Source organism: Legionella sp. (assembly GCF_049790535.1).
In the GTDB taxonomy this organism is placed as follows: domain Bacteria; phylum Pseudomonadota; class Gammaproteobacteria; order Legionellales; family Legionellaceae; genus Legionella.
Genome location: NZ_JBAQZB010000073.1, coordinates 1 through 3,414 on the forward strand (window position 1 = coordinate 1; position 3,414 = coordinate 3,414).

Consider the following 3,414-nt stretch of genomic DNA (forward strand, 5'->3'; position numbering starts at 1 on the left):
GGGCAAAATGTCCCGAGCAAAAATATGTTTCAATGCAAATTCCATTACCCCAGACCAGGCATGTTGTTTCAGTGTTTCATCATCAATTTGTCCTAGATCAATCAGTTGAAAAGGTTTTAAAAAATAATGTTCAACTAGAAATGGTGGGGCATCAATCAAGTCACTAAGGTCTGTGGAGAAAGGGTATTTTCGTTTGCCATGATAAATGACTAACGGATAAATCACTAGCTAAATAGTAAGGGAGCGTGGTCTCATCGATGGGGTCCACTTCTTCCCTTTTCCTTTATTTTCAAAAAATCAACAGTTCCAGACCAACCATTCTCATGGAAGCCACCTTGAGGTGCAAATCCAATTTGTTCATACATTAATTTATTTGCAATCGTAAAGGACGCACGTCCTTTACGTTCTTTGTTATTAATTTGCCCCACTTTCGATAAAACATAAGCCGTCAATACACTTAAATTTTGATGATCTATCGGAGCCTTTGCCCACATAGTACAAGCTGCTATAATCTCCTAATCTGATTTAAAAAAGAGCATCTACTGATCATATGAATAAAAAGTTAAAACAAACTTTATTAACAATTACTGAAAATAATGCGCGGGGTTTCATATATCTGTTCGCAAATAACAAAAGCACGTTAATTACTCCTCTGGACGGTGTTCGTTCTTTTGTTCATTTAGTTGCTGCAAAAGGTTATCTTGAAATAATTAAAATTATTCTCCAAAAACATCCTGATTTGCTCGATATAACAGATACTAATAATCAAACACCTGTACTTTGGGCAGCAGCTTCGGGGCATGTTCCTGTAGTAGATTTTTTAGTGGGTTTAGGAGCGGATTTAACGATACCAACCATTGCTCCAAACCACGATTGCCATGGATTTCGTCCCATCGATTGGGCAATAAAAGGTCGTCACTATGAAGTGGCAAATTTATTAATTTTAAAAATAACCGGTCTTCAAAATAAAAAAGCCATCCTTCCCTTCGTTAAGGATGGCACACAAGCTTTAGAGCTTATGGTACAAGAGCCCTCCTTAATAAATATCATGCTGCAAAATGATAGAATTGTTCATTTAATCAAGAAAGCTAACTGCAATATGACACAACAATCTATTTATTGGTATAAGGCCGCTGGTCGACGCCCGTCATTTTTTGCCCATATAGATAAAAAATCAGAGACTTCTTCTATATACAAACCAACCCAAAAGTTAGGAGCAGGAGGTTATGGTGTTGTACGACTGTTTCAGAGTAAAGATGGTCAAAAAATTGCAGTTAAATCACCAATAAATAACAGCATAGTTCTATCAAAAAGCAAACCTAGCTATCTAACAGATAGTATAAAGAGAGAGGCTGAATTCAATAAACAAGCTTACCCAGATGACATATCAGAAATATTTCAATTTGGTTGGATAAGAGACAGTCAATCAATATACACGAATCGATATATCATGCCTTTTATAAAAGGAGAAACTGCTAATGATTTGCTACCAAAAGTCACTGATCCATATCAATTAGCCGAAATTGTTCTTCAAATTACACGAGAGCTAAAAAGAATTCATGACGCTGGCATTATTCATGGTGATGTTCAGCGACGAAATATTATGATTCGCTGTAAAAACACCAAGTTCGTTGTACGCTTTATTGATTTTGGACTTTCATTCTATGTTACTGAAAGGAGCAGAAACTTTTTTTCTGAAGCTGAGAGAAAATGGATGCCTCCTGAATTATGTGGTAAAATAGAACTAATAAAACCCAATCCAAACCAAGATGTTTATTCATTAGGTTTTTCATTAAATAGGATGCTATCTAGTCATTCATCTCATAAACAATTAATGTCTTCTTTTCCTTCTATTGAATCATTTATTGCAAACTCTCAAAATATAAATCCAACAAAGCGCCCATCCTTAGAACTTTTCTGCCAACAACTAAGTTGTGAACTAAATGCCTCAAGATCATCACTAACATTATAATTACGGAAGGATTTGAACCTTATCCAGCGCAATTAACTTGGAAATTAGTGGGAGAAGAACAGGCTTACGAGATCCTTATGTTCTGGATTTTTTAAATCTGCCTTATTCTTCGTTGCTTGAAACAAATATTGAGCAAGCACTCATGGATAATTTGCAATATTTTCTATTGGAGCTTGGTAAAGGGGTGCGACACGAGGTCGCATATAAGAGTTGTTCCCACACTGAGGTAGGGAACCATCCATGTCACTGGATAAATCTAGGGGCAATGAATAAAGAGCTGCCCTGAAAATGTGACGTAATGCTAATTAGCGTGGGGAAGAAATCGTGAGAGGATGTCCCTTCTGGTAACCACAACCGGGCAAGTTGCTAGATAGCCAATATGGTGAAGATATCTGAATCTGTGATAAAGGCCGTTACCAAGCAAGGAGCGAAAGTGGCTGTTACGCTTTGACCAAAAGGTACTGAAGGCAGGGTGGGCGCCGAACCATTATGCGCTCCGTGACCAATAAGCTTTCCGGCTGAAAGCAGGCACCTAAGTTGGCATACTCTTAGTGGGAAACGTGGGAACCCAGTATTGTCCCCAGCAATGGGGCGGTTTGTCGTAAGATGAACTTATGATGATGCTGGGGTGGGATGTGGGAAGAAGTGAATGCTGGGCTGTAATGGTTCAGATACAAGTTGAAACATCATTTGGCACGAAAGTGAGCAGACGTCCCATAGGTCTTTCTTTGCAAGAAAGTTTGAAGAACCGAGAGAATGAGAAAACGCAAATGACAGTAACTTCCGTTACCGGTGCAGTCTCAGCATGTGGTGAAACGTGGGATACCCTAAATTGGGATTTCATCGAACAACATATACGTCGGCTACAAATGCGTATTGCAAAGGCTATTCTAGATGGGCGTTATGGAAAAGCTAAAGCTAAAGCATTGCAATGGCTACTAACACACTCAAGATATGCCAAATTACTGGCTGTTCGCAGAGTAACCCAGAACCGGGGTCGAAAGACTGCCGGAGTTGACAAAGTAATCTTACAAACATCAAAACAAAAAATGCTGGCAGCAATCTCGTTAAAACAGTGAGGTTATCAAGCCAAGCCACTACGGCGACTATATATTCCTAAGATGAGGATTTTTATATCGACAATTTAATTGTTTAAATATGAATTTATAAATTTCTTGGCAAATCTCGTTGTCTTCAATTATTAAGAAATTTTTATGAGCTTTTACATTCATTTTAGCGCTTTCCTGTTAGTAAAAGCGCTATTATCTAGAATTTATCCAAACCAAAAACAGGGTCTAAAAGGGACATCAGTTAGGGTTTCGGAGCTATTTGCCCGTAACGAATGCCAATGACAACGGCCTCAGTGAGGTTATTACAGTGAAGTTCACTTAAAATATTTTTCTTGTATCGCTTCACTTGTCGTTCTGATAAAGAGCAAAATT

General features: G+C 38.1%; 5 protein-coding genes. 3 read left to right on the forward strand and 2 right to left on the reverse strand.

All coding sequences use genetic code 11. From position 1 onward, the window contains the following. Positions 1-225: Rpn family recombination-promoting nuclease/putative transposase (locus WA877_RS04140; protein ID WP_425169672.1), on the reverse strand; the 225-nt coding region annotated here is incomplete at its 3' end. Positions 226-251: 26 nt separating this feature from the next. Further along, positions 252-494 carry a hypothetical protein gene (locus WA877_RS04145; RefSeq protein ID WP_425169673.1) on the reverse strand — a complete coding sequence of 81 codons (243 nt, stop codon included), beginning with the start codon at positions 492-494 and terminating at the stop codon, positions 252-254. Positions 495-550: 56 nt separating this feature from the next. Between WA877_RS04145 and WA877_RS04150 the strand changes: the two genes are divergently transcribed. The 3 genes from WA877_RS04150 to WA877_RS04160 all read left to right on the forward strand — a co-directional run bounded on the left by WA877_RS04150 (position 551) and on the right by WA877_RS04160 (position 3,051). Further along, positions 551-1,972 (forward strand): ankyrin repeat and protein kinase domain-containing protein, encoded by a 1,422-nt coding sequence (locus tag WA877_RS04150; RefSeq protein ID WP_425169674.1) that lies wholly within the window; start codon positions 551-553, stop codon positions 1,970-1,972. A 37-nt stretch (positions 1,973-2,009) separates the two neighbouring features. Then, the gene (locus WA877_RS04155) at positions 2,010-2,258 is read left to right on the forward strand and encodes a PDDEXK nuclease domain-containing protein (protein ID WP_425169675.1); all 249 of its coding nucleotides are present in this window, start codon (positions 2,010-2,012) and stop codon (positions 2,256-2,258) included. A 349-nt stretch (positions 2,259-2,607) separates the two neighbouring features. Continuing rightward, positions 2,608-3,051 (forward strand): reverse transcriptase N-terminal domain-containing protein, encoded by a 444-nt coding sequence (locus WA877_RS04160; RefSeq protein ID WP_425169676.1) that lies wholly within the window; start codon positions 2,608-2,610, stop codon positions 3,049-3,051. Positions 3,052-3,414 lie beyond the last annotated feature (363 nt).